Raw genomic sequence first — 25,525 nt, forward strand, 5'->3', positions numbered from 1 at the left:
ACACAGTTTAGTTATTTCTGCCTCCGAATATTCTCAACAGATAAATAAACAGGTTGATGAAGTCTAGATAAAGGCTCAATGCACCTGACAGGGCAATCTTCTGTGAACCCTCGCTCATGTCCTGAGCCATTGCAAGCTGATTCTTGATGCGCTGGCTGTCCCATGCTGTAAGGCCTACAAATAGAGCTACTCCAACGTAACTTATTATCAAGTCCATTGTACTGCTCATGATAAACATATTGACAACAGACGCAATAATTAGTCCAATGATTCCCATGAAGAACAAACTGCCTAAACTTGTAAGATCCTTCTTTGTGAAATATCCGAAACAAGCCGTAACGCCGAACGTTCCAGCTGTGACAAAGAATGTCTTTACGATAGCGGCAGGAGCGAACACAACGAAGATATATGACAATGTGGCACCGTTGAGAGCTGCAAATATCGTAAACATTAATGTCGTTGAAGCAAGAGAGCGATTAGGTTTCCACACGCTGTTGCTGATTTTCCAAACTAATACGAGTTCGGCAATCATGATGCCCCAGAATATTAGTTTGTTGGTGTAGATAACTCTCAATAGATTAGGTGATGTCGCGACACCATAGGCAACCATTCCGCTAATGGCAAGCGCAAATGTCATCCAAAGATATACTTTGCGCATCAATGCAGGGAAAGCAGCTGAAAAATCAAAGCTTCTTCCATATTCTTGTTCTTTAATTCTCTTTTCCAAATCTTGTACTTCCATAATCTTTATTTTATAATTAATGCAAAAATAGCACTTTATGTAAACTATTACAAAAACAATGCCACTTTTTATAGTTTATTTAGTTCCATTATTTTTCAATAAGACAAACTGCGTAGGCTGACATTCCTTCCTCACGACCAGTGAATCCGAGTTTCTCGGTGGTCGTTGCTTTAATTGAAATCTGATCTTCGTCAATGCCCATAACCTCAGCCATACATTTTCTCATTTCAGGAACATGTGGATTAATCTTCGGTCGCTCTGCACAAACTGTCGCATCAATGTTACCGATATGATAACCCTTGCCAGAAATGAGCTCAACAGTTTTTTTCAATATAATCTTGCTGTCCATGTTCAGAGTGGCTTCACTAGTGTCAGGAAAATGATAGCCAATATCACGCATGTTTGCAGCACCCAGAATGGCATCACATATAGCATGAATCAATACGTCGGCATCACTGTGCCCTAGCAAACCCAATGAGTGGTTAATCTTTATTCCACCCAACCATAAATCTCGACCTTCAACAAGTTTGTGAACGTCGTATCCCATTCCTACTCTTATCATTATTTCTTTTTAAATAAATCTTTTATTCCGTCTAAATCAAATGCAAGTGAAAATCTCAATGTTTGGTCAAGCGGATTACTCTTAGCGGTTGCTATTACGTAGCCTGCATCCAGAGTAAAAGCGTTCATTTTGAAGCCTGCTCCAACAGTGAAATATTTGCGATTACCTTTGTTTTCGCTTTCGTGATGATAACCAGCGCGCAGAGAAAACTTATCATTGTAGGTATATTCGCCTCCTAAACTCCAGTTTACTTCCTGCATTTCTTCCTTGAAACCACCTGGTGCATCGCTGAAACTTTTAAATATACCGCTGATGCTTGATACATCATAATAATCTTTTTGCAGTCGGGCTTCATAATCCGTGCTCGACTCATTATCTCTCTGTATTGGATATGTTGGTACAAGTAGTTTGTTGGCATCTGCGGCAACCGTGAATTTGTTGAATTCGTCTATAGGAATCATCAAAGATGCTCCAAGACGCATATTGGTAGGTATAAATTCACTGTTTTGGTCGCTGCCGAAATTAATCTTGCTGCCTATATTTGAGATGTCCAGTCCAAGTCCTAGCTGGCATTCACGTTGCCCGATGTTGATGTAGTCTTGATAATAGGCTGCCAAATCTGCCGCAAAAGCACTTCCTGGTGAAGTATCCTCACTGTAATCGTAAGTAAGGTCTGAATAAATCCATCTCACACCTGCTGCAATAGAGAATTTCTCTGAAAGCATCAGTGAGTAAGCCACGTCGAATGACATTTCATACGGATTGATAGTCATGTCTCCAGAACCAGTTTCTGAACTGCTCATCATAACTTCTCCCATGTTGAAATATCTCATTGAGGCAGACACCGCACTGTAGTCGCCAATGCGATAGTAACCAGCAATTGTAGCAAGATCCATATCGTTGACAAGCTGGCGCAGCCAAGGAGTGTAGTTTAGTGCTATTCCTGCACGGCTTATTGTGAATGGATATTTAGCTGGATTCCAATATTGCGAGTTAACGTCAGGATCAGTAGCTGCACCTATGTCGCCCATACCTGCAGCACGAGCATCCGGCGCAATCGTCTGAGACGTTACGGCTGTACGCACAGGATTGAAAATATCAGTTTTCTGTGCCGATGCATTCATTGCCGTAAAAATCAGCGACAATATTATAATGTATTTCTTCATATAAAGTCTTTTTGTTTAAACGTCTTTGATGGCTAATTATTGTCAATCACAATCAGTTTATGCGACTTGCTTACTTTTGAACTTCCTTCAGATGAAATCTTAACACGGTATAGATAAACACCAGTGTGAAGTCTGTTCCCTCCGTCTGTACATAAGTCCCAAGTCACAGTGTAGACGCTGGAAGTTGGTATGGCTGTTTCTGAATGTTTCCAGAGAATTCTGCCGCTCATGTCGAAAACTTCTATCTGCACGTCCATGTCAGAACCAGTACGATCGTGGTTGACAATAAACGTGGTAGTTATAGTTGCTGGATTATTTGACAAAGACACCCCGAAAAGATTTGGCTCAAGTCTGTTAACTACATTGAAGTCTAGTTGTGCCGTTGATGAATTATTGAGAATGTCCCAAGATCTGAACTGCAGTTTGTGTCTGCCCTCTGTGATTTCTGGAATATTATAGTATGTTGTTCCACTCTGATAAGTTCCGAAATCATAACTAAAATTGTCGTTCAGATTATACGTCATTGTGGCTTTACCATCTATGATAAGTTCCAAGTTGTGACCAATTCCGCTTCCAGTGACATTTATTCCGTTCTCGTCTTTTATTTGTGCCACGAAATATGGGGTAGTATTCACATTTCCACCGTTTTCAAATGAAGGAGAATTAAGATAGCAATATATTGCGGGACCTATTGAATCGTTTGCGGTTACGTCAGATCCTCCTACCTTGAAGTGGTCAGAATGTCCGTTTGCTGTTATTGACCTATCGCTGTTTACGGCATATAGGTTTACAAGTCCAGTACCATCGCTATAATTTATGTCTTTTGGTACAGCGAAAGAAAAAGCGAATTTGCCTGCTTTCACGCTGTCAGATCCATTATACAACACTTTTGTGCGGTCGTAATATTGAAATGCACTGTCTGCTTGGGTAGGGTCATTTAGTCGGCACGTTACCAGTTCTCTAGAGTCTCTTACCGTAACCGTAATAATTCCGGTTAGGGAAGTCGCATTTTCTACGTGTCCCGATATTTTGGCAATGCTTCCACCTTTGAATATAGGTAATGTTGAAGATAATGTAGAAATCCCGTTGATCGAGTCGACTACAATTTTTTTGCTTGGTTTGATGAGTGATATTGCTGGGTCTCCAAGCAATGAATATTGTAGTTTGTTGGTTGTAAGATCTTTGCCGGTAGTTATCATTTCTGTCTTTGCCAACCTTTGTGCGTCACCTATTGTATTCGCTTTCCCGCCAGTGTAGTCAAGTACATAATTCAGATAAGCCATGTTTAGCACCTTATTGTACTGGGCATATACAGTTCGTGTCGTTCCGAAGAAAGCCACAGCGCCACCGTTCTCGTTCAGTACGGCAGCCTCTCCAATTGTTGCTGTAGTTCCGTCAAAAGGCATGATGTCGCATGAGGCTGTGATCCACAAGGGTAAAGCCTTATTCTTGAATGTGGCGAAGTCGTTAAGACCAAGCACTGCCTCGTGTGAAATCATTATTTCAGAGCCATGTCCAGCGTAGTCCATTATAAGGGCTCCGGTTGCTTGCTGCTGCTTGATGATTTTCGTAACATCAGGGTAAGTATTTCCTGTAGTAGATGTCTCTCTCTTATAGGCGTCCCAAATCACCTTTTTTATTAGATAGTTTGGATACTTCTCTGCCATCATGTCAGCTGCAGTGTTGGCATCGTCCATGTGTAGGTTCTGGTTGCCGTCGTCACCCATAAACATCATTGTGTTTTGCCAAGCTCCAGCATTTTCGTTGGTCACGTAGTTTATGGTCTTGTCAACCATAATCTTTGCCTCGGCAGCCGATGTTACAGGGAATCTTCCAACCGAAATGTCTGGCGTATCTTTTCTTTGTGGGTCGCCTCCTTCACCATCATCAAGAAGTGTGTAGAAACCATCATCAACGTAGCATGTGATCGAATTGAACGAATTTTCGCTTTCGTAGCACAATAAATAATCATCCTTGTCGTATGTCTTGGTGTCTGCAGTGAGCATTCTGTTGTCCCATACACCGTCGCCAAACAATAGCAGATATTTTGGTACTTCTGCTGTTGTAGAAGCTCGGTCGTAGAGCATCTTAAGATATTTTCGATAGGCGTTAGCATCAGGTGTTCCGCTTGAAAACTCATTATACAGTTCGTCAGCCTTCACGATGTTCACGCTTAATGAGTCATGAGTCTCATGAAACTCTTTTAGTCTTTCGGCTTGCTCAAGTAACTTTCCCGATGTTGGAATTATTATCACCATGTCAGCTTGTTTGTCAGCATGATGATTTTGATTTGAAATGTTGTTTACGTATTCAGGAATAGGAAATGCACCCTTCGTAATGTCTGGAGCTCCAATGGGAGTGTCCCATGCCATTGATACATAATCCAGACGAATAGGACCGCCAGATAATGCCTTTATAGAAACGTTTTCCTCGTTCTTTAAGTTATTGATGTAATACGTGTTGCCAGCCTCGTTACCATTATCGTAGCTTCCCAACGAAATATTCAGCGTGCCAAGTATCGAGTCGTTAAGCATTATTTGCACCATTGAGTTGCTGCCTGCGCTAACGTTAACTGATAGTTTTCCGCTTTTGGCATTGGCTGTATTATTGAGGATTATATTTTTACTGTTTCCAGTTGTAATCTCGTCCTTGTCAAATAGGTTTCGTCCTCCATGATACCATGAATATTTGTCAACCTCATAAAGAGAATGATAGTCATCTGCTGAAGGGTAGAATGAATTTATGAAAGTTGTCGAATCAACAGTCTGCGGTTCTATATCGTTTTGTGTAATGAAATAATATCCGTAATCAGAATAAGGATTGCGGGTGCGTCTACTAGCATCGTTGCTACTCCATGAAACAGGACCTCGACCATAAAATAATCTCTTTCCGTTAATATTGCATAATGCCACTTCTTTCAAGTCATCGTGGGCAATAAGTTCATCCTCATTAAGCACTTCGTTTTGAAGATTTCCACCATAACCGTATACGTGAACCTTGGAAATGTCAGAGAATCCAGCCTTTCTTATAAGCGCATCTGTAAGTTCAAACACGCCTGATGAGGCAATTCTTATCTTTGCCCAGCGTCCTGATGAAAGCACAGAAGAAGTTGCGTATCTTGATGATGGAACTGTTGCTCTGGTAATGGCTGCCGATGATTTTGCTTTAGTATTGTTTATTGCTGATGACTCAACTTTTAGCATATAGCTTGCCAATATGCGGTAATGGCTGTCGCGAAATACGATGGGATAGAATGATACAACAAGGCATGGCTGCTTGCTATTTACAGCAATAAACTGATTTATTACAGGCAATTCAGATAAGGGCGCACCGGATATCTTATTGTATTGATCAATGCCAGCTTGTGGCAACTCAATAAAGTCGGGATAGAGAATGCTTACCTTATATATTGAGTCACGATAATCAAGTCCAAGTGGAAGTGAATACGTGACACGAGGCAGCGCAGAATCAATCTTTACCTGATCGTAAGTCAAGTTAAAGAATCTCTGTGAGGCTGAGAGCGTGAAGCAAACAGTCAACATCAATGTTGCCAATATATATTTAGCGAAACATCTCAAAAGACAAGCATTATTTAAATATTTAGTCAGCGATCTATTTGCAATTAAAATCCAAAAGTTTGTAGTCTTCTAGGTAACCCTCCAAGTGGTCGTCAATATGTACAGGACCGCAACCTGTAGGGCAACCGGTATAAAGTAGATCGCCAGTCTTAATCGTGAAATAGCGACTGATGTAAGCAATGATTTCGTCAACTTTGTAAAGCATGTTACCAGCGAAACCTTCTTGTACAGTATTGCCGTTGATGTCAAGATGAAATTGCAAAGACTGAATATCTTTAAGTTTGTCTTTATCCATCCAGTCTCCAATCGCAGCCGAACCGTCAAACCCCTTGCTTATTTCCCAAGGCTTACCTGCATCTTTCAACTTCTTTTGCAGTTCACGGGCAGTGAAGTCAATACCCACAGTCACTGCGTCATAATATCGGTGGGCGAAACGTTCTGGAATAGTTTTTCCCAGTTTGCATATTCTCACCACTAATTCTGTTTCATATTCAATCCTTCCCATGTCGTCGGGAATGAAAAAAGGTTTTCCGTCTTTCAGCAATGCTGTGTCAGCCTTTGTGAAAATCACGGGTTCTTCTGGCCTATTTGATGTACCGTGCAGTGCTTTATTGTGCTCGGCGTAGTTCATTCCAATAGCAAAAATCTTCATATTGTTTGTATCTTTATAAAGGGATTGGGTAAAATCCGTTTTCTCCTGTATTATTGACAAAGGTAAATAAAGTTGCCGAAATCACAAAATAAAAGATTGTTTTTCGCAAATTAAGCCTTTTCTTGCATAATACCAATTTCACCTCTTATGATACGAAAAACACACCGCTTTGTTATTAATCTTTGTCTTAACTTTGCAGTCGTTATATTTTTAATTATGAAAACGAAACTAATAATTAGTCTATTTTTACTAGCGCTATTGCCGACACAGATTGTCGCAAAAGGCGCATCTAAGAAGTTTTATCCGGGTGAAATTTGGAAGGACAACAACGGAGTCCACATCAATGCTCATGGTGGAGGTGTGATAAATTACAACGGTACTTACTATTGGTTTGGAGAACACAAGTCTGATTCTACAAGCTCTGCAATGGTAGGTGTTACTTGCTATTCTTCAAAAAACCTTGTCGACTGGACCAATCGTGGTGTGGCACTTGCCGTATCTGACGATGAAACCAGCGATATTGCCAAAGGATGCATATTGGAACGTCCAAAGGTTGTTTACAACAAGAAGACCCAAAAGTTTGTTATGTGGTTTCATCTCGAACTAAAGGGTAATGGGTATTCTGCAGCTCGCTATGGTGTGGCAGTAAGTAACAATGTTACCGGACCTTATAAGTACATTCATTCGGGACGAGTAAATCCAAATGTCTATCCTATTAATATAATAGGTAAAGATACAGTTGATGTAAATTCTCATTACACCGACATGATGGCATTGAAGTGGTGGACTCCTGAATGGTATGATGCTATAAAGAAGGGCTTGTTTGTAAAAAGAGACCTTGCAAGCGGACAAATGGCACGTGATCAGACTGTTTTTGTTGATGAAGATGGAAAGGCTTATCACATCTATTCATCTGAAGACAATTTGACTTTACAGATAGCTGAACTCACCGATGACTACACTGCTCATACTGGTAAATATGCTAGAATGGCTATTTCTGAAATGAATGAGGCCCCTGCTGTATTTAAGAGAAATGGCGTGTATTGGATGATTACAAGCGGATGTACCGGATGGGCACCAAACAAAGCTAGATTGTTTACTGCAAATAACATCATGGGACCATGGAAGCAGTTGCCAAATCCATGTGTAGGTAAGGGAGCTGACTTAACATTTGGTGGTCAGAGTACCTATGTTCTGAATGTGAACGGAAAATATATTTTTATGGGCGATATATGGAAGCCTGAACATCCAAGTGATGCAAGATATATTTGGTTGCCAATAGAATTCAAGGAAGGTAAACCAATAATAGAATGGCGTGATAGTTGGAGTCTGTTGGATTTTAATAAATAATAAGGAATTACGAAAAACACCCCTGCTTTTACGAAAATAATACCTTATACATTAAAATATTTTTAGCATATTTGCAGAACGAAAACATTTTATAACAATAATCTATCTAATAATTAAAACTTAAATGTACGTTTTATGAGTAATAATCTAAAGCATTTCTCTGGAAAACATTTGCTGTTTTCTACGGTTTTAGTTTCAGCTTTTACTGTCGGCTTTCCACTTGTTTCAAGAGCAGGTGTAGACGCAGTCAATGCTGTTCAACAGTCTGACGTCGTTAAAGGACATGTTCTTGATCCCAAGGGCGAGCCTGTTATCGGTGCCACTGTGAAAGTTAAAGGTGCCAAGTCTGGAGTAATTACTGATGTTGATGGTAATTTCGTCTTGACAGGAGTAAGTGGTGGCGAACTTGAAATCTCTTATATTGGTTACGTGACACAATTTGTCAGTTCCAAGAAAGGAGCCCCTTTGAATGTAGTCTTAAAAGAAGATTCTAAAGTTCTTGATGAAGTTGTTGTCGTTGGATTTGGTACACAGAAAAAGCTAGATCTAACAGGTGCAGTAAGTGTTGTCACGGGTGATGAAATAGCTGCACGCCCTGTACAAAATGCAACTCAGGCGCTTCAGGGCCTTATCCCTGGTTTGCAAATCTCTTCTAACAGTGGAACCTTGGATGCCACTCCTAATATTAATGTTCGTGGAACAGGAACTATAGGTGAAGGTTCTAGTGGTTCTCCATTAATATTGATTGATGGTATGGAAGGTGATTTAAATACTGTAAATCCTCAGGATATAGAAAGCATTTCTGTACTTAAAGATGCTGCTGCTTCATCTATTTATGGTTCTCGTGCTCCTTTTGGTGTAATACTCGTTACTACCAAAAAAGGTGGTGCTGGCAAAGTAGTCGTAAACTATAATAATAGTTTTAGATGGAGCTCTTTGATTCATGGAAAACACATGATGAATTCTGTGGATTTCGCATCATGGATGAACGATGCCGATTATAATAGTGGTAATGGTGTCTTCTTTGATAATGACAGAATGAAACAGATCGTTGCGTATCATAATGCAACACCAAATGGTCCTGGACAGCGTATTACAGCTGATGGTCAGAAATTATATGCAATAGGTACTAATGGTACTTCATGGCAGGATGGATATGGTTATGGTGTTGACGATGTTGATTGGTATGATGTTGTTTATAAAAATACAGCATTCTCTCAGGAACATAATGCAAGCGTAAATGGTGGTAATCAGAGCTTTAATTATTATACTTCTATAAACTATTTGGATAATGGTGGTTTTATGAAGATGAGTCCTGATAGTTACAAACGCTATAATGGAACTGCTAAAATTAATGCAGAATTGGCAAAATGGATTACAATGAGTTATTCAATGCGCTTTACTCGTACAGACTACAAACGCCCTTCTGCATTGACAAATGGTTTGTATAGTGACATGGCACGACAGGGATGGCCAGTATTACCATTATATGATCGTAATGGATATTATTATTCTTCACCATCTCCAGCTTTAGCCTTGGCAACAGGTGGAAATGATAATACTCAAGAGGATACTCAATATCATCAGTTAGGTTTTAAGCTAGAGCCAATAAAAAACTGGATTACGCATGTTGATTTTAATTACAGAATAATGAATGCCGATCGTCATTGGGATTCTCAGCAGACATATAATCACGATGTTTCTGGTCAACCTGTAATCTACAATACAAGTTCAAATGTGCATGAAGATCTTAAAAAGGAAAACTATCTTAACTTCCAGGCTTATACTGAATATTCAATGAGCATAGCCGAAAAGCATAATCTACATATATTGGGTGGTTTCCAGACAGAACAGCTTAAACAGACTGTTTTCGGATTGCAGCGTGATGGTATTTTGGATCCTAGCAAACCAGAAGTTGACTTGACATCAGGACTTAGCTATACAGGTACTGCTGTAACTCCAAGTACTAATGGTGCTCGTAACCAATGGCAGACAGCTGGATTCTTCGGACGCTTTAACTACAACTATGATGAGCGTTATCTTTTAGAGGCAAACCTTAGATATGATGGAACATCACGTTTCCGTACTGATAATATGTGGAAGTTGTTCCCTTCTGTATCTATGGGTTGGAATATTGCCAGAGAAAAATTCTTTGAGTCACTATCAAAGAATATTAATACTTTGAAATTAAGAGCTTCTTATGGTTCTTTGGGTAACCAGAATACTGATAATTGGTATCAAACATACCAAACGATAACATATTCTCCTTTTACAGGAACTTACTTGCAGAACGGCACAAACACAAATATAACAAGTGCACCTGGTCTTGTTTCTACTTCTTTAGGTTGGGAAACTGTTGAAAGTTATAATGTTGGTCTTGATTTCGGAGCTTTTAATAATAGATTAACAGGTAGCTTTGACTACTATGTTCGAAATACAAAGAATATGATTGGTAGTGCTCCTGAATTACCTTCTATTCTTGGTACTAGCGTGCCAAAAACTAATAATACCGACTTACGTACAAACGGTTGGGAATTGCAGGTTAGTTGGCGTGACGTTTTGCAAAATGGTTTAGCTTATGGTGTAACAGTTAACTTGTCGGATGCAAGAACAAAGATTACTCGTTATCCTAATAACCCTACAAATTCTATTGATACTTATATTGCTGGTCGTTATATGAACGAGATATGGGGTTATGAGACACAAGGTATTGCAAAGAGCCAGAGTGAGATGGATGCTCATTTAGCTGTAGCTGATCAAAGCTCAATAGGTAGCAATTGGGGTGCAGGTGATATTATGTACAAGGACTTGAATGGTGATAAGTTAGTAACTTCTGGTGCGCGTACACTTGCTGATCATGGAGACTTGAAAGTTATCGGAAATAGTACACCTCGTTATTTAGTAGGTTTAAATTTGAATGCAAGTTGGAAGGGTTTCGATATTAGTGCATTCTTCCAGGGTGTATTGAAGCGTGATTCTTGGGTAGGTAGTTCTTGGAACGGTCTTGAATATATGTTTGGAGCTACAGGCAGTGGACGCTGGTGGTGCTCTGGCATAACAGGAGTATCAGATTATTATCGTGATGCAAGTTCTTGGTCAGTTGCTAATGGATATCAAAGCGAAAATACAGATGCTTTCCTTCCTAGACCAACTTGGAGTGACAAGAATGTTCAGTGTCAAAGTCGTTATTTAGTGAATGCAGCCTACATGCGTTTAAAGAATTTGCAGATTGGTTATTCTTTACCAAAGGCTTTGGTTTCAAATTGGGGAATAACAAATTTGCGTGTATTCTTCTCAGCTGAGAATTTGTTTACTATAACTAGTGTTCCTAATCAATATGATCCTGAGACAATTGGTTATGATAATAGCGGTAATAAAAATAATGGATACCCATTATCAAAGACTGTAGCTTTTGGACTTAATGTAACATTCTAAAATAATAAAGATATGAAACTATATAAAATTCACATACTAGCACTGGCAATGTCGGTAGGACTTGTTTCTTGTAATGATTATCTAAAGCAAGATCCACCTTCTTATCTTACTCCTGAAAGTTTTTATAGTACGGAGTCTCAGGTTCAAGCAGTTGCTAACCAATTCTATCAAGATGTTCTTCCTGGACATGGAGGATGGAATTATGGAACTTATACCAATGATAATAATACTGATAATCAGACATCTTGGTCTCCAGATAATAAATTTGGAACAGGGTTGTATAAGACAAGTAATACGAATGGTGACTGGTCTTGGTCTAACATCAGAAACATAAATTATCAATTAAATCAGATATTAACTAAGTATAAAGTAGGAGGTATTAGTGGCTCTGATGTAAATATTCGTCAGTATATTGGTGAAATATATTTTATGAGAGCTTATTGCTATTTTGATTTATTGAAGAAATTTGGCGACCTTCCTATTATTACAGCACCTTTGGCTGATAATGAGGCTATTCTTGTTGCAGCTGACAAACGTCAACCATGTAATGAGGTTGCTCGTTTTATAGTCAGTGATCTTGACTCGGCTGTAACTTATATGAAAGAAGACTTTGAATCTAAGCATACAAGAGTTTCTACAGATGCTGCATTGCTGTTTAAATCTAGAGTAGCTTTGTTTGAAGGTTCATGGTTGACAAACTTTGCTGGAACTCCTTTCGTTCCACAGGGAACAGGCTGGCCTGGAGCTACAAAAGATTATAATAAAAATTATGCGTATCCTTCTGGCTCTATAGATAAAGAGGCGCAGTATTTCTTTAAGTTGGCTGCTGATGCATCAGAACAGGTTGCTGAAAAGTATAAGAACCAGTTGGTTACCAATACAGGAAAGATACCTCAGTCATTATCCGATGCTAATAATCCATACTTCAATATATGGGGTACAACTGACTGTTCAAACACACCAGAGGTTTTACTTTGGAGACAGTATAGTACTTCTTTGAGTGTCAATAATGATGTAGAGGTTGCTGTGGAGGCTGGAGATATAGGTACTGGTTTCACTCGCAGCTTGATAGAAGGTTACTTGATGAAAGATGGTAAACCTATTTATGCATCTGATTATCAATATTGTGACACATCGTTGACACAAGTTGCTACAAACCGCGATCCTCGTCTTACAATCTTCCTTAAGGTGCCAGGACAGATCAACTGTTTTAAAAACATGAATTCTTCTGAGGATCATTACGTTCAAGTTGAGCCAGTGCCTAATATTAAAAGTAAAACAAGTGAGACTGGTTACGTAACTGGTTACACAATTCGTAAGGGTGGTACTTTTGATAGATTATTATGTGGTAATGGTAAAAGTTATAATGCATGTGAGATATTCCGTGCAACAGAAGCTTTACTTAATTACATGGAAGCAGAGTATATGCTTACTAATGATTTGAGTTCTGGTAGAATATTGGAGTATTGGAAAATCGTTCGTCAAAAAGCTGGATTCTCTGGCGCGGCTATTGATCCTACTGTAACAATTCAAGCTACTGATATGAGTAAGGAAACACAGGATTGGGGCGCTTATACTGCCGGTTCACTATTAACAGATAAGGTTCTCTATAATATACGTCGTGAGCGTCGCAGTGAACTTCTTGCAGAAGGACTCCGCGGTATGGATTTGGAACGTTGGCGTTCTTATGATCAATTGATGACTACTCCTTGCCATGTTGAAGGCTTCCACTTGTGGAATACTCCTATGCAAGGTTGGTACACTGGTCTAAAGGGTGACGGTTCTTCAAGTTCAAATGTATCTTCTCCAACTTTGAGTGAATACTACAGACCATTGGAGGTCGTTATGGCTAACAATAACTTTAAGAATGGATTAACATGGCACATGGCTCATTATCTTGAACCATTGCCTATACGCCAGTTCTTGCTTACTGCATCAGACCATGCGTCAATAGATCAGTCTCCGTTGTATCAGAATCCATATTGGCCTACAACAACTGATCAACCTGCCGAAAAATAGGCTTTGTTATATAGGATTATAGTTAACATTGGAGTCAGTCAAAAAATATTTTGGCTGGCTCCTTATTTTATATTCTCCTTATTATTCGTAAATAAAAAATAAGTATTCGTTAATAATCTTATTTTCAACATTGTTATACTATAAATTATTATTACCTTAGCAGCAAGAAGAATTACAATGGTGTTTAACGACGTCAAGCCAATGATAAAATGGCGTGATAGTTGGAGTTTATAGGATTTTAATAAATAATAAGAAATTACGAAACACCCCCTGCTTTTTACGAAAATAAGTCTAAGAAAAGGAAGGTTTTTGTGTAATTTTGCATAATCTTAATGTACTCAAAAATATTAATGATCATGTATAATTTAAACCTATCACCTTGAGGATCTTTCTGTTTTGGGAAATCTAATTACGAAAACCAATACCGATGATAATTTTATATGTTTATAGAAAGATTAATAACTATCAGTTAATCCAATGTAAATTATTAATAATTTAATGTCAATAATTAATATGAATAATGATTTTAGAAATAGCACAACTTGTTCATTCATATTTGTCGCGATTAGTCTGATTTCGCCTTTCTCAATAAAAGCTAAGGCTGTTGTCTCTTCTAATATCAATGCCGTGAAACAGCATCAGACGTTAGATGTAGCAAGTTCTGTTGCTGTGTTAATGCCTCCTGATGCTTACAGCACAGTGATGCAAGACCCAACAAAACCAGACGAGACAACTCCAAAACAGCAATTCAATGGAAAGACTCTTGTTTGGAATGATGAGTTCAACGGAACAGGAAAGCCAGATGCCAGTAAATGGTCTTTTGAAAATGGATTTCAGCGCAATCACGAAGATCAGTGGTATCAGGCAGATAATGCTTATCTTGATGGTAAAGGGGCTTTGCTCCTTGAAGCCAGAAAAGAAAGAGTAATCAATCCTAATTATCAGTCAGGAAGTTCTGATTGGAAGCAAAATAGACAGTATGCTGAATACACAAGTGCTTCAATGCAAAGCAAATACATCTACAAATATGGTACTGTGCTTGTGCGTGCAAAGATTCCTACAGCAAGTGGCTCTTGGCCTGCTATCTGGCAAGTCGGCAATACTTGGGAATGGCCTCTTGGCGGTGAGATTGATATTTTGGAGTCTTATCCTTCTGGTGGAGCTCCTGCTATTCATGCTAACTATTGCTGGGGTTCAGATAAGAGATGGAGTGGCAACTGGCAGTCTAAAGTTGTGCCAATGGATAATTATATAAGCAAGGATAAGGACTGGGCTTCAAAATATCACATCTGGCGTTTGGATTGGACCAGTGATAGCTTGAAAATTTATATTGATGATGAATTGATCAATGAAATAAGCACATCTAAAACTGTAAATGGTAATGGTGGCGGTGCACCAAGTGGTGGCGGAATGAATCCGTTTAGCAATACGGTTGCAGACTTTGGCGATCTTATTTGGTTGAATCTTGCTTTAGGTGGAGATAATGGCGGAAGCATTGATAATAGTGCTTTCCCTATGAAATACTACATTGATTATGTGCGTGTTTATCAATAAAGATATTATTCTCAATAGGACTATATAGATTTAATGTTTGGTCGATTCTCAGTTTAATTGAGAATCGACCTTTTTAAATTTCGTTTTATTCTTGTATGGATTGTTTTTTCAGTCTGTAAGCATAATAGAATGAAGTAAAACAAATAAATATCTTAATCCAAAATATGATAGTATGGTAATCATAATCGCTGAAAAACAACGTTTGTACAAGTACGCCTAGGGCACCAAAATACAAAAAAGAACGAAAATACTTCTTTCTAATTACTGTAATTTTCTTATTCATTATAAATCGTTTTTAAATTTATTCTTTTCATTATATAACAGGCTTTATCGTGTAACCTTTGGCACGAAGCATCTTTATGATGGAATCTTCTCCCATCATGTGTCTAAGACCAAATGCAAATAAACATGAATGGTTACTAATATTTTTTTCGATAATAGGAACCCATTTTTGATTTCTGTCACGTATTAATAATTCATTAACCTCTTTAGAATTTTGAAATACTGGACAATTAAAATAACTCTCCACTTTATAATAATCATTCTCCAAATACAAATTTGTTAATTCTTGTTGGGAATTAGTCGTGATTGAATTTATTGCATGTATGAATTGGTAAAGCTTCTTGGCTTGTTCCTTTAATGGGAGCTTATCATCACTTTGTGTATTCTTCAATATATCAACAAGAGTGAGTTGCGCTTTATTATCATCTAAGGCTATTATATTAGCTTTCGTTTTGAGGGCTTCATCATATAAAACGTCATCAACAGTTTTTATACCATACTGAGACTTTGTATATTGCGAATAGCTGATTCGTGGTATCCAATAGTATGGCTTCTTTTTCCAGTATTCAATATCAGACATATTGTCACTCAAGTATTTATGAACTTCCTGAAATTGAGTTTTATTGTCGTAAAGATTTACATAATAAGTTCCCCGTGGCATCAGATATTTGGGCTCTGGCCTTTTCATCCAATTATAAATAGTGATTGCAATTTCTTTGTAATCTTTAAGCGGTAGATTCCTTTTTGCTTCAAAACCAATAACGTCCACTTTCTGGAAAACATCAGCAAGTCCTTTAAATTTAAAGATTTCCTCTTTCTTATAATTATACCCATCTCCATGGCATGTTCCAAATAGGTAGGATTTCTGCGTTAATCCGTTACCGCTTATTTCCCAAAGCCAACCTACCTTATCAGCCAAAGTATCCTTATTTATGGTTAAATTGGTTTGGGCAAGTAAATTGTTTGATACCATTACTAAAATGATAAACACACACTTTCTAAAATACATTTTCATATTTTTATTTTTCATGTAAAAAAAATGGTTTAATCTACAGTCTTAGTATAAATCACACGTCACAAATATTTATTCTTGTTTCCAAGCCATAATAATGTGAGCCTAAACAAAGAACCTTACGAAGTCAAGTGTGTTGTGGTCAACATAATGGTAGAGATCTATCGGTTTGCAAGCTTCATTGGTGTTATTTCATGAGCTTTCTGCTTTGTCTTTAGTATTTATTTTCAGCTGTAAAATTACAAAAAATATTTGATAATTTTTCGTTTGAACGCATGAAAATACTATTTTTTTTATATAGAAGTTCTCATTTCACATCAAATCCTTTCTCTTGTGTCGAAACTATGCTCTAAAGACCACAAAATGGCATTCTTTAAGGATAACATCAGCACACCAAATACGATAAATTTCAATGGTGGAGGAATGAATCTCCACGTCGATAATAACTTTAATTATCAATAGAAATATATAGGCTTTATGTTTGGTTAATTCCTAATTAAATTAAGGAGCAATCTTTTTTATTTTGTCTTATTTCTTGTGGTTAGATTTTTATTTCGTATTTTTGCACTTACGATTAATCAATATGTATTTTCATGAAAAATAATTGTCGTCTGTTTGGGTCAACGTTATTCTTTATCTTGTCTTTTTTCCGATTGAGTGCCAGTGAGCAGTTTAAAGTTATTGACAATACATTCGGTTTACCAGACAATACGGTGAATTGTGTGAATCAGGATTCTCATGGATTTATTTGGATGGGAACTGTCAATGGAATTTGCCGTTACGACGGGCTATTGTTTACTACATTCAGACACGACGTTAACGATGCCTTTTCTTTACCAGACAATAACGTGAGAAAGATATTGCCGGTAAGCAATGGACTTGTTATTGCCACAAATAAAGGTGTGGACTTTTATTCTTTCAGCGACGGACTTTTTCATAAGTTTTATGTTGCCAATAAGCGACGCTCTTATATGTTAAAGTCAAGAATGAACTCTTTACTTATAAACTATGGAAATATTATCGCAGCTGATGAATTTGGCGATTATTATATAAAAAGCGCAGCCTCTGCCGATTGTAATTTTCGTAAACTTACTCATGGCTGCAAAATATATGCGATAAACAAGTTCAAAAATGGAAAGTTGCTTGCTGTTGGTTCTGCGGGACTTTATGTATTGTCGGCTGATGCAAGCCACATCCTTTATCGGATAAACAAGAAAATTACTATCACTTATAATATTAACATCCATTACAGTAAAAATTCTAATGCAATATTTGTTGGTAATGGAATTGGACGCAAAAGCCTTGCGTTCAAAGTTGTGGGAGATAAATTTTATGAGGCTCCCATTGCCGTTCCCGATAATCTTATGGATGTTGTTGATTATAAAAGCAGTACTGTTTTTGCCGTAGACGGATCTGGATTAGTGTTTGCTAAGAATGGAACACTTACGAAATGTACACCGCAGAACAGTAATATTAGCGGTGATGCTATTTATTCTTTATTCAAAGATAAAAGCGGCGACTTATGGGCTGGTACTTATCGTGCTGGAGTTAATCTCTATTCTGATAAGCAGTCTAAATTCGTGATGCTAAGTAGGGCAAATCATGGTATTAGCTATGATATTGTGACAGCCGTAGTTGACGACCGCAACAAAATCTATATAGGACTTGACGGTGGTGGACTGAATATCTATGATAAGACTACTAAGCAGACACGTGTGCTTAACACTTCAAACAGTAATATTGCAGGTAATAATGTGGTTTCGTTGTTGAAGGATAATGAAAATGTGTGGATGGCAATCTACACAAAGGGATTAGCAAAATATTCCATTGCCACTTCACGTTTCCAATTGTTCAGCATGCCTTCAGTCAAGCTTGGAGATGAAAATAATGTGTGGACAATGTGCGATGACGGCTTGGGAAACATCTGGGTGGGAGGACCAAATATCAGTGTGTTTAATAAGAAGACCGGAAAGGCAAAACTCATCAAGTCTCTTATTGGTGTCAACTGTTCGGCTATTCAGCGTGAGGGCGATTATGTTTGGATTGGTGCAAGCCATCTCGGAGTTTACAAGGTCGACAGACGCAGCTTTAAAATCATGAAGCATTATTCAGCAAGCTCGGCAAAGATGAGGTTGCCTGCTAATGACATAAAATATATTTATGTAGATTCGCGCGCTAGACTGTGGGTCGCAATTTCCTATTATGGCTTATACTGCATAGATGAAAAGTTGAATACGATACGTAAATATGATTATAACCAGGGACTTACAGACAATAACGTTGTAGCCATAGAGGAAGATCACAAGGGACAGTTATGGATGGGAACAGAGAATGGCTTGTTCAGGTTTGATTCCAAAACTCAGACCTTTGCAAGATTCGATGTTGACGAAAATATTTCATCTACTTTTACCGATAATTCAAGTATTTTCAGCGGGCATACGATGTTCTTTGGAAGTACAAAGGGATTAGTCATGTTCAATCCTGCATTAATTCATTACAGGCAGCTTTATGATAAGGTCAGTCTCACATCTTTAAATCTGTTGAACAATGATAACAAGGTCTTTAATCTTTATGGCGACAGCATAAAGAGCATAAAACTTTCTTATGATCAGAATTTCTTCACCATACATTTCTCCGTACCCGAACTTGAATCGCCAAATCGTGTGCATTTCTCATGTCGCCTTAAAGGATTGGAGACATCCTGGCGTGAATTGTCTGGTTCGCGAGAGGTGTCTTATACGAATGTTCCGCCTGGAACTTATGATTTTTTTGTGCGGTGTATCGACAGTAACGGACATTGGGTAAAGTCAGCTGTGCTCAACATTGTTGTGACACCGCCGTGGTATAAGACAACGTGGGCTATTGGGCTTTGGATAATTCTCTTCATTCTACTTTTTGTCTCAGCTTTAAAGTTCTATCTTTATGAACTCGATATAAAGCATAATATGCGTATAAGCGAGATTGAGAAAGACACGATGAAAAAGCTCAATGATGCTAAAATGACATTCTATACCAACATCATTCACGAACTGCGTACCCCTGTATTCCTTATTGCAGCACAGATTGAGGAATTGATGGACGTTAAAACCTCAATTGTCAACGTTCCCTATTCCTATCTTCATGCAATGTATCGTAGTTCTGTGAAACTGAATAAACTCATCAGCCGCATTATTGATTTCAGAAAGATGGATACTGATAAACTCAAACTGGCTCTGCAACGCATGAACGTAGTGGCATTCTGTCAAAACCTTACCGAGGACTATGTGAACCTCTGCGAACAGAAAGACATTTCGTTTAAGTTCCAGTGTGATAAGACAGACATCCAGCTTACATTTGATGCTGAAAAACTAGAGATGATTATTTCAAATTTAGTGTCTAATGCGTTTAAATACACCAAAAAGGGCGGCAATGTAGTCTTCTCAATAGAGGATAGAGACGAAGACGTAATGTTTTCAATAAAGGATAATGGAATCGGTATCATCGAAAAAATGCGCGATAATATATTCGAAAGCTTCTTCCGTACAGAGCGTGGTGAGAAACAAAGTGAGGGAGACGGCATAGGCTTGTCGGTTGTGAAGAATTTCGTAGAACTTCATGGTGGCAGAATCACTTTGAAAAGCGAAGTGGGAAAAGGTTCTGAATTTATTTTCACAATGCCAAAGCGTAAACATGCTGCTGATGATTTAATTGACAGCAGCCAGTGTGCTTTAGATGCAGACCACAGTCTTAAACCTGAACCATTTGATGCAGCCAAGTCGCCTGGCAATCCCACAGCTACTCATTCTGTGCTTATCATAGATGATGAACCTCAGACTATACAGTTGTTAGAGCGCAATCTCGTTTCCGACTTCAAGGTGTTCACGGCTTGTGATGGAGTAGAGGGCTTGGAGCAGGCTGTCAAGAATCTACCTGATGTAATTATCTGCGACATTATGATGCCTAATATGAACGGATTGGAGTTTCTTGGAAAACTGAAAGCCGACAAAAAGTTGTCAAGCATAAAAGTGTTGATATTCACAGCTAAGACTTCCGAGGAAGACATGCTCACCGCCTTTGATAATGGTGCCGATGCCTATGTTACCAAGCCAATTTCACTCAAAGTCCTCAGAAAAAGAATAGATCGTCTTATTGAGCAGACTGACAATGCCGAGTTGACAAGTTCCATAACCAATAAGTCTAACAACTACACCAAGGAAGAACAGATATTTCTGTTAAGGTGTAGAGAGATCATAGATGATAATCTTAATAATGATGATTTCAGCATTGATTTCCTTGCAGACAAGCTAGCTATGAGCCATTCTTCTCTTTACAAGAAAGTAAAGCAGATGACGGGAATGTCTCTCATAGAGTTTATCAACGATTATAAGATTTATAAGGCTGTGCAGATGTTTAAGCATGGGGCAACCAATATAGAGACTGTCTGTGAGAGTTGTGGATTCAAAGATGTTAAGAATTTCCGAGAGATGTTTAAGCGCAAGATGAAGACCACTCCTAAACTGTTTGTGCAGAGCCTTTAGGGCATCTGCATGAACACAAAAAAAACGTTGAAACTCAAATCACGAGCTTCAACGCCTATTATTATTTTTAAAATATTTCTTTAATAAATGGTAACCTCACGGTCTCCAAGTTATTACCTGTACAATCTATTAACTTTACCTTAAAAACCTAATAACTAAACCTAAAATTTTATTACTACTAACCTAAACAATCTATTAACCTTTTGATGATGCAAAGATAGGGTTATTTTCAGTTGCGCGCAATACTTTCAGGTACATTTAATGCATAAATACACCTTTTCTTGATGTAAATCAATATATTGTGTTCGCACACAGCTTGTTTTTAGACATTCAGAACCACAATCTTATTTTTATAATCGTTTAGATGATTTGATTTGTCGGTGCTTTCTTTAGTCGTAAAAACTCTAGCAATCCTGAATTTTTTGCTTATTTGTCAAGCTCGTTTATATCCTTTATAAAGAAATGGATAAATAAGGAGAATAGAACAGATACGGTAAACGCCGAAGCTCATTTCGAGTTTCGGCGTTACTGTTTCTGCATTTGTGATGAACCATTAGCTAAAGTTAAGTGAAAAAAATAGTTCAGTTCCATTCAGATTGGGTTTTCTCAAATCCATTAGTTTTGGCTCTATATTCCAATCGCTTTGGGTTGCATTGCTATTAGCAATGGGTTGCATTCTTAATGCACTGCGCATCCTATTAGAGCGCATATTGCCGCAGCCATCATAATCAGGTTAGTGATTGTCTTGATGATTTTGTTAAGGTCACCGTTGGTCAAAGTTATTCCTCCGACTGATTAGATGTTCCAAGAATGCCAAGCAGACTTGTGGCAATGGCGATAACTAGTTTGATGATAATTGATACTTCATTCTTTTTCATGATATTTGTGTTTTTAAATGGTTAAGAAAATACTGTGGTTAATGTTAATTCTATTGGCTGTATAGAGAGGGCTTTGCTGTTTTGCTCTTTTGTGTAGCCGCGGCGAGACTTTCCGGACAGTCCCACCAAAGGCTAGTTTTTATGGCTTCACAACACCACCGTTAGGGTCACCACCACTTGGTGCGGTCTTGATTTTGGTGTACTGCCCGTACTCCTTCATCTTGGCTCCTGCGGTGAAGTTCTTTATTCGCTTGTTGGTTGCTCGGTCCACCTTGGTGATAGGAGTGAAGCTGACGCGGATTTTCTTGATGTTTTTCGTTGGGTTGAATTCAGGAATGCTATCAGCTCCGATGCATGATACTGCAAGCTTGAAAGTGCCTATTCCGCTGAGTTTCACACATTTTGAATCTTGCAGTTGGTCGTTCATCACTTCCGACATTTCTGTCAACACAGCCAATACATCACTCTTCTTCACAGAGCAGTTGCGTTCTATAATTCCCGCTAGTTCATCGGTCTCAACAGTGGATGTGTGTACCACTCTTGCATAGAATTTGTTGTATGTCTTCAAGTTCTTCTTGTTCTTGTTCATGTAAATTTTATAGTTCAAAGGCATGATATTAATATTTTGGTTTATGTTTCGACTTCGGCGAGCAGCGCAAATTCTCTCTTCGGTCATCATCACGTTTGGATGACGAGTGCAAAGGTAGGGCAAATAACAATTCCAAACAAGCGATTTCAAAGTTTCGTTGTTCAGAGGTTAAATTTCAAAACTTTAAAACATTGATATTGCTAACTTTACAGCGCTAACTATTTTCGTTCAGCATGCAATTAGTGTCATTCATTCATGTTATCATCCTCACGATGAGGTCATTTAGTCAAAGTCATTTTGGTCATTTTGAATTCTTGATGTTGCGCTCCAAGCCATAATATAAATTATATATTTAAATATATAATTTATATTATAGTAATAGTCCCACTTATCAGAAGTTGAAAATGACCAAAATGACTTTGACTAAATGACCACGTTTTAGAGAACATAATGAATATTTTAACTAAAAAATATTTACATAATAAAGGGTTTTGTTAACTGCTGTGTAAAATAAAATTAGTTTTAATTTGTTATTCTATGATATTTTTATTACCTTTGTATTCCGTTGGTCGAAATAATTCTTTGTCTGGTATAGGCAATTAAGCCTTGGTAGAAAGGCTAAATGGATAGGTAAAATTTCATGTAGATTACTTATATATAAGAAACCACTAAAAATGAAAATAGACAATACCTGTGTTTATGAGACCAACTAGTAATAGAAGTAAATTAAATAATAATTTTACCGGAGTGTTTTCAGGCTATAAACTACATTGCCTCTAAATGACCCTTAATTAATAAAAAACTAAGAAATTAATGGCAAAACTGCAAATTTTCACCTACGAGTTTAGTTACATAAATTGTCCTGAAGATCGTGGTCTGTTTAAAGAATTAGAAAGAGTAGACGTAAAAGAATCAAGATTAAACAAACAAAAGATTTTGGATGATTACCTTCATTACATGGCTGATGAGGGTGTTCCTTTTAAAAAGGGAAAGAAGGAATATAAGCAAATAGTGGTGTGGCAGGAAGACGGAATTTGGGATTTAAGAATAGCCAATAACAAAAAGCAGAAGATTGAACATGAATTTATAAAAAAGAAAATTCCTGACAATCCTAGTTGCGCGGTATTTATTGATAACCGCAAGGATGTGCAGACGATAGCTATTCAGAAACTCACAGAAGCCTTTTATAGTCCTGTGGCATTATCTAAAATAATGATGGAAACCTTTAATTTATATCTTGCACAAAGACGATTAAAAATAACTATAGCTCCACGTTTTGACTCTCACGAGTTTTGGAAAATAGTGACGAATCATCCCTATAAGATAAAAATGGTGAATTTTAAGTTTCCGTTTCCCAATCTACCTGTAATATCAGACTTGATTGGAAACATACTTGACACTGCAGACGATATGAATGGTGCACCAAGATTAAGTTGGGAAGCCAATGATGACGAAGTGCTTACGCCGCATGAAGGCAAGGATTTACTTAATCGTTGTGTTAAGGCGTGTGCTGCCACTGGTTCTGAAATTAAGTTAAAATTGACAAACGGAACAAATATTATATGTGGAGAGAATGGTAGTCAGGAGCGTGAAATCAATGATGAAGCGCTTAGTCAAGAGTATGATGACTTGTTTGATAGCAAGTGCCAGATGATAACTGATTTTCTAAATAGTATAAATTTAAATACTACAATAGGCAATGTATAAGAGATTTTCGGAGAAGGAGAGCATGGACAGAATGAATAAATATCTTGAAGCGGATAGTTTGTTTATGGTAGCTTATTTTTTGTTAGCTAAATATACCTCAATGGATGACGAATTGAATCCAGAGGAAATATGGACAGAAGCTCTGAAGGTTGTAAAAAGGTTGATTAATAGCGAACATCCTGATTTTATGGTCTATAACATAGGACTAAATCTTAATTCACGTTATGCCTCTTTAAAATCATCAGATGGCACTTCATTAATAAAGCGTAGTAAGGAAAAGGCACAATACACTACGCTTCTTGTTCTTTGGTGTGCCTTGATAAAATTGAGCGAGGCTGGGGAGACGGAAGAATGCACCATAATAATGTTGGCAATTATTAGAAACATAAGTACGCATCCCAAATACAAACAATTATCTGATGATTTACACCATCACGAAATGATTAAAGAGCATGAAGGCTTTTTTGCTGATACAAGCAAGAAACTAAGTGATTTGTGTGATTGTAGTAAAGATGAACAAACAGTTGAAAGCGTACTAACTAATTTAGTAGATTCTGCCGAAGAATTTGGACTTGAAAGAATTACTTATCTTATGTCAATGTTATATGAATTTCAAAGAAAATGCCCAAGTACTTCAATTGATGAAGCAATAGAATACGCACGCGGTAGATGTCTTGACCTTCGTAAAAAACATGAACAGGCAACGAATCAAACCATAAGCGGCAGCAACGTGTTTAATGGTGAAGTAAAAAATCCTACATTTATGTTGCCGGAAGATTGGGATAAAAATGGTAAACTAGTAAATGATTATGGACAAATTCCACCAGAAGAACAATAATTGCAATGTTTTCAATGGTCCGGTTTATGGCGGAGTATTCCTTGCTCCCCAACAAACTGATCATGTGGCAGAAGCTGAAGTTGCCGATGCTGTTGAAATAAAAGAAACGGCAGCAAAGGTTGAAACTCCACGTCGTGGCAGAAAAGCAGAATTTCTTTTTGAGAAAGACGGTGAGAAAGATTATGTGTTTACAGAAAAATGTGCAAAAGCATTTAATGATTTTCTATCACGCCATCATGTTAAGAATAATAAAACTCTATGCTCAAGCAAAGATAATTATCCCTCAAAGGTGTTTGTTGTATTATACAAATTATTGATAGAGAAAGAAATCTTACCAAGTAACTGTAATGGTAATTCATGTTATGATTTTCTTTATTCAGACTGTAAACTAACAAGCAGTGTAACCAAGAAAAGTTATTCTGGATTTATAAAGAGGCTCATTGATAATCGCGAGCCTGATGTTTTGCTAGTTGATGAAGTGAAAAAATTGATTGAAGAATTAGGCATTAAATAAATTTATTTAGCGCATTTGATTATAGGCATATAGGGCAATCCGCAAAGGGTTGCCCTATTTCTGTTTTAAGCCGAATTGAATTTAGCTTAAAAGGCAGAAATGGCTTAACAAAAAACTTGCCCTACATTTG

General features: G+C 37.6%; 16 protein-coding genes. 8 read left to right on the top strand and 8 right to left on the bottom strand.

Annotated elements, in window-relative coordinates; all coding sequences use genetic code 11:
- Nucleotides 1-7: 7 nt before the first annotated feature.
- The 5 genes from B045_RS0111265 to B045_RS0111285 all read right to left on the bottom strand — a co-directional run bounded on the left by B045_RS0111265 (nucleotide 8) and on the right by B045_RS0111285 (nucleotide 6,700).
- Nucleotides 8-742: a Bax inhibitor-1/YccA family protein gene (locus tag B045_RS0111265; RefSeq protein ID WP_018464362.1), complete on the bottom strand. Its 735-nt coding sequence runs from the start codon at nucleotides 740-742 to the stop codon at nucleotides 8-10.
- Nucleotides 743-830: 88 nt separating this feature from the next.
- Entirely contained in the window at nucleotides 831-1,304 is a 474-nt protein-coding gene (ispF, locus tag B045_RS0111270; RefSeq protein ID WP_018464363.1) for a 2-C-methyl-D-erythritol 2,4-cyclodiphosphate synthase, read from the bottom strand.
- Nucleotides 1,304-2,470 (bottom strand): type IX secretion system outer membrane channel protein PorV, encoded by a 1,167-nt coding sequence (porV, locus tag B045_RS0111275; protein ID WP_025883260.1) that lies wholly within the window; start codon nucleotides 2,468-2,470, stop codon nucleotides 1,304-1,306. The genes ispF and porV overlap by 1 nt, the downstream gene beginning before the upstream one ends.
- A 32-nt stretch (nucleotides 2,471-2,502) precedes the next feature.
- A complete protein-coding gene (gene porU, locus B045_RS0111280; RefSeq protein WP_018464365.1) occupies nucleotides 2,503-6,012 on the bottom strand; it encodes a type IX secretion system sortase PorU in 3,510 nt (1,169 codons plus the stop codon).
- A 70-nt stretch (nucleotides 6,013-6,082) separates the two neighbouring features.
- On the bottom strand, nucleotides 6,083-6,700 hold the full coding sequence (locus tag B045_RS0111285) for a fumarylacetoacetate hydrolase family protein (RefSeq protein WP_018464366.1): 618 nt from the start codon (nucleotides 6,698-6,700) through the stop codon (nucleotides 6,083-6,085).
- A 216-nt stretch (nucleotides 6,701-6,916) separates the two neighbouring features.
- On the opposite strand from B045_RS0111285, the gene B045_RS0111290 reads away from it, so the two are divergent.
- The 4 genes from B045_RS0111290 (at nucleotide 6,917) to B045_RS14625 (ending at nucleotide 15,058) form a co-directional block, all read left to right on the top strand.
- Nucleotides 6,917-8,050, top strand: a complete 1,134-nt coding sequence (locus B045_RS0111290) for a glycoside hydrolase family 43 protein (protein WP_018464367.1) — start codon at nucleotides 6,917-6,919, stop codon at nucleotides 8,048-8,050.
- A gap of 135 nt (nucleotides 8,051-8,185) precedes the next feature.
- Nucleotides 8,186-11,485 carry a SusC/RagA family TonB-linked outer membrane protein gene (locus B045_RS0111295; protein ID WP_018464368.1) on the top strand — a complete coding sequence of 1,100 codons (3,300 nt, stop codon included), beginning with the start codon at nucleotides 8,186-8,188 and terminating at the stop codon, nucleotides 11,483-11,485.
- A gap of 12 nt (nucleotides 11,486-11,497) precedes the next feature.
- A complete protein-coding gene (locus tag B045_RS0111300) occupies nucleotides 11,498-13,504 on the top strand; it encodes a RagB/SusD family nutrient uptake outer membrane protein (RefSeq protein WP_018464369.1) in 2,007 nt (668 codons plus the stop codon).
- A gap of 513 nt (nucleotides 13,505-14,017) precedes the next feature.
- Complete coding sequence (locus B045_RS14625; protein ID WP_018464370.1) at nucleotides 14,018-15,058, top strand: glycoside hydrolase family 16 protein; 1,041 nt, start codon at nucleotides 14,018-14,020, stop codon at nucleotides 15,056-15,058.
- Nucleotides 15,059-15,371: 313 nt separating this feature from the next.
- Here the strand turns inward: B045_RS14625 and B045_RS0111310 are convergent, their stop codons facing one another.
- Nucleotides 15,372-16,355, bottom strand: coding sequence for a TraB/GumN family protein (locus tag B045_RS0111310; RefSeq protein ID WP_162163154.1), 984 nt, complete (start codon nucleotides 16,353-16,355; stop codon nucleotides 15,372-15,374).
- A gap of 590 nt (nucleotides 16,356-16,945) precedes the next feature.
- On the opposite strand from B045_RS0111310, the gene B045_RS0111315 reads away from it, so the two are divergent.
- A complete protein-coding gene (locus tag B045_RS0111315; protein ID WP_018464372.1) occupies nucleotides 16,946-20,869 on the top strand; it encodes a hybrid sensor histidine kinase/response regulator transcription factor in 3,924 nt (1,307 codons plus the stop codon).
- A gap of 779 nt (nucleotides 20,870-21,648) precedes the next feature.
- Here B045_RS0111315 and B045_RS15360 read toward each other — a convergent pair.
- Together B045_RS15360 and B045_RS0111320 are read right to left on the bottom strand one after the other, a co-directional pair.
- Entirely contained in the window at nucleotides 21,649-21,747 is a 99-nt protein-coding gene (locus B045_RS15360; protein ID WP_154650163.1) for a DUF6486 family protein, read from the bottom strand.
- A 139-nt stretch (nucleotides 21,748-21,886) separates the two neighbouring features.
- On the bottom strand, nucleotides 21,887-22,360 hold the full coding sequence (locus tag B045_RS0111320) for an HU family DNA-binding protein (RefSeq protein WP_025883253.1): 474 nt from the start codon (nucleotides 22,358-22,360) through the stop codon (nucleotides 21,887-21,889).
- A 789-nt stretch (nucleotides 22,361-23,149) separates the two neighbouring features.
- Here B045_RS0111320 and B045_RS0111325 point away from each other — a divergent pair.
- Genes B045_RS0111325 through B045_RS0111335 form a run of 3 tightly spaced genes read left to right on the top strand, consistent with a single transcriptional unit; the run spans nucleotide 23,150 to nucleotide 25,395 of the window.
- A complete protein-coding gene (locus B045_RS0111325) occupies nucleotides 23,150-24,043 on the top strand; it encodes a hypothetical protein (protein ID WP_018464374.1) in 894 nt (297 codons plus the stop codon).
- Nucleotides 24,036-24,881, top strand: coding sequence for a hypothetical protein (locus B045_RS0111330; RefSeq protein WP_018464375.1), 846 nt, complete (start codon nucleotides 24,036-24,038; stop codon nucleotides 24,879-24,881). The genes B045_RS0111325 and B045_RS0111330 overlap by 8 nt, the downstream gene beginning before the upstream one ends.
- The gene (locus tag B045_RS0111335; RefSeq protein WP_154650164.1) at nucleotides 24,853-25,395 is read left to right on the top strand and encodes a hypothetical protein; all 543 of its coding nucleotides are present in this window, start codon (nucleotides 24,853-24,855) and stop codon (nucleotides 25,393-25,395) included. The genes B045_RS0111330 and B045_RS0111335 overlap by 29 nt, the downstream gene beginning before the upstream one ends.
- Nucleotides 25,396-25,525: the final 130 nt, after the last annotated feature.

Origin of the sequence: Segatella paludivivens DSM 17968 = JCM 13650 (genome assembly GCF_000373185.1) — a bacterium.
Lineage (GTDB): Bacteria > Bacteroidota > Bacteroidia > Bacteroidales > Bacteroidaceae > Prevotella > Prevotella paludivivens.